The organism is Campylobacter sp. CNRCH_2016_0050h (genome assembly GCF_025772605.1).
GTDB classification, from domain to species: domain Bacteria; phylum Campylobacterota; class Campylobacteria; order Campylobacterales; family Campylobacteraceae; genus Campylobacter_D; species Campylobacter_D lari_D.
This window is the reverse complement of the sequence record NZ_JAKMSK010000026.1, coordinates 1-3,877: the sequence shown is the minus strand read 5'-3', so window position 1 is coordinate 3,877 and position 3,877 is coordinate 1. Positions and strand designations below refer to the sequence as shown.

Here is a 3,877-nt window from a genome sequence, read left to right as displayed (position 1 = left end):
TATCATCTTTAATAGAAGCTAAAATAGGATAAGGTATTTTAATGGCTGATAATTCTCCTTTAACAACAAAGCGTCCGCTAGATTCATCACTTACTGATATTTTTAAATCTTCAAAGTCTTTAATCAAACGCTCTATAGCTTCAGTTTCATCTCCTACTTTTGCTATTAAATCAAATAACTCATTGCTAATATCTTTAAAAGCTTGATCATCTTTACTTGCTAAGCCTTTATTAATTAATTCTACATACTTATTATAAGCTGAAGCTAAATCGTTGAGTTGTTTGTAATAGTTTTCTTCTTTGAAGTCATTGTTGGCTGAGTTGATTTTATCATTTAAATTACTTAGATTTTCTAAATTACTTGCAATTGTTTTATTCTCAAGAGCATTTGAAACTTCAGCTAAAATATTATCTTTAGCCTGCATAGCTTCATTATCTGCAAATTTATCATCACTAGCTTTGTCTAAGCCATTGTCTTGATAAGCTAGTAAAAAATCTAAGCTTTGAAAAATTTCTTTTTGAGCTATTTCTATTGATGGATTATCTTTATTATTTTTATCAAAGAAATAATCCATAATAAACTTAGTTCTAGCTTCGGCACTATTTTTATCTAAATTTTTATAAGCTTCTAAAATAGCTTTCAAATCAGCTATATCAATGGTGTAATATTTATTTTTCAAATCGGATATGATTTCATTGATGATAATATCTTTATAAAGATCATTTTCATCTAAAGTGGCTGTTTCATTGATGATGTCTTCTGTGCTAGGGATATAATCTGTATTTTGTGATGGTTTGGATACTATAACATTACTTGGATAGTTTGGATTAGATGGTTTTTCAACTTCAAAATCTTTTGTAAAAACTAAACATTTCTTACTAACACCACAATCTATTTCCTTTAAGCCATTTAAAGCTGCTAAAGCTGCTGTTTTAAAATCTATATAACCTTGACTATTATCATCATAGGACGGAGTCGGATTTCTTTATCCCAATATTTTTGATCCGATGTTGCATTAGTTAAGTCATCTTTATAGTAATAAATATAAGTGTTTTCAGTATTCGGAATAAAATACTCATCTAAATGGCCAAAAAATTTACCACTACTTTCTAAGCCTTCTATAATAGCTCCTTTATCAAAATATATATAGATATTTTTTCCTCCAGTTCCAAATCCTGCAAAACCTCCAGCATAAGTTCCTTGGATATATTTAATGTTGTTTAATGCTATATTTCCATAATTACCCAGTCCCTTTCCTGTAAAACCTCCAGCATAAGTTCCTTGGATATAATCAATATTATTTAAAGAAATATTACTCATTTTTGCTCTAGTATCAAACCCAACAAAACCGCCTACAGAGTCTTTACCTATGATATTTCCAAAATTATTTAAGGAAATATTATTAAATTCATTTGGATTCGATGAAGAACTGCTAGATATTTCTCCAACAAAACCGCCTACAGAGTCTTTACCTATGATATTTCCAAAATTATTTAAAACAATATTTTCAAATTTCGAACTTCTTGAGATTCTCCCAGCAAACCCACCAGTAGATGCTGAGCCAGTTCCTAAAGATTCAACTTTAATCTTATCGATATTACTTAATTTTATATCCTTTATCGTGGAAAAAGATGCAAGCTCCCCTAAGAAACCGCCTGAAACAGCATAATACCCTCCTTTAGCTTCAATGTTATTGATATTATCAATACTAATCCTATCAAAAACAATAGAATTATCTTCTACTGTATTAACAATTTCTCCAGCAAAACCACCGGAAATAGACATTTCTCCATGACTTGATATATTTAAAATATCTTTTAAATATATATTTGTAAAATAAAAGCTAGCATAAGGATTATTTATAGAGCCTCCAGCAAACCCTCCTGCGTAAGAAGAAGTAGATTTTGATATACTATTTATATTAGTAATATTTTCAAGTGAAATTCTTTTAAACTCTCCACTATCAAATCCTCCTACAAATCCTCCAGAATATGCAAAACCATTAGAAATGCTTGAAATATTTCCTATGTTTTTAACTGTAATATCTGAAAATTCTCCATAATTATTAAATCCGATAAATCCACTTGCATAATTAAAGCTGTTACTCAAGTTATCAAATTTATCAATACTTTTAGAAGATATATTTTTAATATCACTTATATAAATTTTAGAATATTTTCCACCGTTATTAAAACCAACAAAACCGCCTGAGTTTTTTGTACTTAGAATATTATCTATATCCTTTATAGTTATATCAACATAATTTGCTCCTCCATAAGAATCACTCCCTATAAATCCACCTGAGTTACTATTTGAAGTAATATTGCCTATGTTTTCTATAAAAATGTTTCTAAAAAACATATTTTTCCGACCATTTAAAAAGGCACTCCCAGCAAATCCACCAGAATTACTCTCAGATAAGCTACTTTTTCCAGTATATATATGATTAATATTTTTTACAACAATGTCTTTAATATTAAAATTTTCGCTTACTTCAACTTTTCCTACAAATCCACCCGCATTAATATTACCATCTATTTTATCCTCAGAACCAGATTTAATATTATTTATATTATTTAATTTTACATGCGAAATATAACCATCTTTAGCCATACTGTCTATTGCACCAGCAAAGCCGCCTGCAGATAAGTCTTGGCTACCACCAGCAGTATTTATAGCAATAATACTATCTATATTTTCTAATGCAATATCTTTTATATACATAAATTCTCTACCGCCAGATATACGACCAGCAAACCCACCTGCAAACATGCCAGTAACTGAAACTGCATTTCCTACAGCCTCAATAGTACCTATATCCTTTAAAACAACATTGGATGTATTTGTTTTTTTAATTTCGCCTACAAATCCACCTAAATATATAGATCCTATTTTACTTTTATCGCTACTGGTAGAAATATAAGTAAGATTTTTAAGATTAATACTATCTATCTCTGAATTTTCAATACTCCCAGCAAAACCACCTGTGTATTTTTGTATATAAATATATTCTTCATCGCCACCATATCCATATGCCTTAACACTTCCACCCATATAATCTACATTAATATTTTTAAATTTAGCTCCATCTGCTTTACCAAATATACCTACATATTCACTAAGATTATACTTCCCAGGATAAAAAAATCCTGTCGTATCTATATTAATATTCTTAAGCGTATACCCTTGCCCGTCAAATGTTTTGTTAAAAGTAGAATCTATTTCCATCCCGCTATCGGTATAAAACAAGCCCTTATATCCTACTATCATATTAGTAAATTCATGAGCATCTTTTTTGCCATTACCATTTAAATCTATCCAATAATTAGCATAGTTTTGACCATTACTTGCTTTAAAATCTATATTATTAGTAAGTTTAAAGGTATTTCCTGCTACATTATTTCTAAAATCAGCTTTTTCATTCCAACCCCTAGCAAAGTGCCACCAATCTAAATCAGATCCTATGCTAATATATTGATTATATGTTTTATCCATTACACCTTTGTTAGTAAATATACTATCATTGTATTTTCTTGTAGGATTATAATAATAACCCGTAGCACTTAAATAAGCAATTCCTTTATTTTTTGCTTCTGTAGTTAGGTTGTTAGAATTTATAGTAGAAATATCTACATAAACTTCATTACCTTTTAAATCTATATTATCTGCTGTGATTTGATTGAGTTTTATATTCTTTTTTTCTTCATCCCAACTAGTATCAGCATCTAATACTACTTTATTACCTTGTAAAGTAATGTTTTTAGCATTAATAGTCCCCATGTTTACTACATTACCACCATTTGGTTTAAACACAGGAGAGAAAGTATTATAAGCAAGTTTTCCATCTGCAAAATCTTGCATACTTTTACTATCCATC

The 3,877-nt window shown here is 29.1% G+C and carries 1 protein-coding gene and 1 pseudogene; both read right to left on the bottom strand.

Annotation, left to right across the window (positions count from 1 at the left end; translation table 11 throughout):
- On the bottom strand, positions 1 to 679 hold a 679-nt coding region (locus L8X28_RS08190), incomplete at its 3' end, for a hypothetical protein (protein ID WP_263666044.1).
- A gap of 260 nt (positions 680 to 939) precedes the next feature.
- A pseudogene (locus tag L8X28_RS08185) lies at positions 940 to 3,877 on the bottom strand (hypothetical protein); the annotation flags it as partial.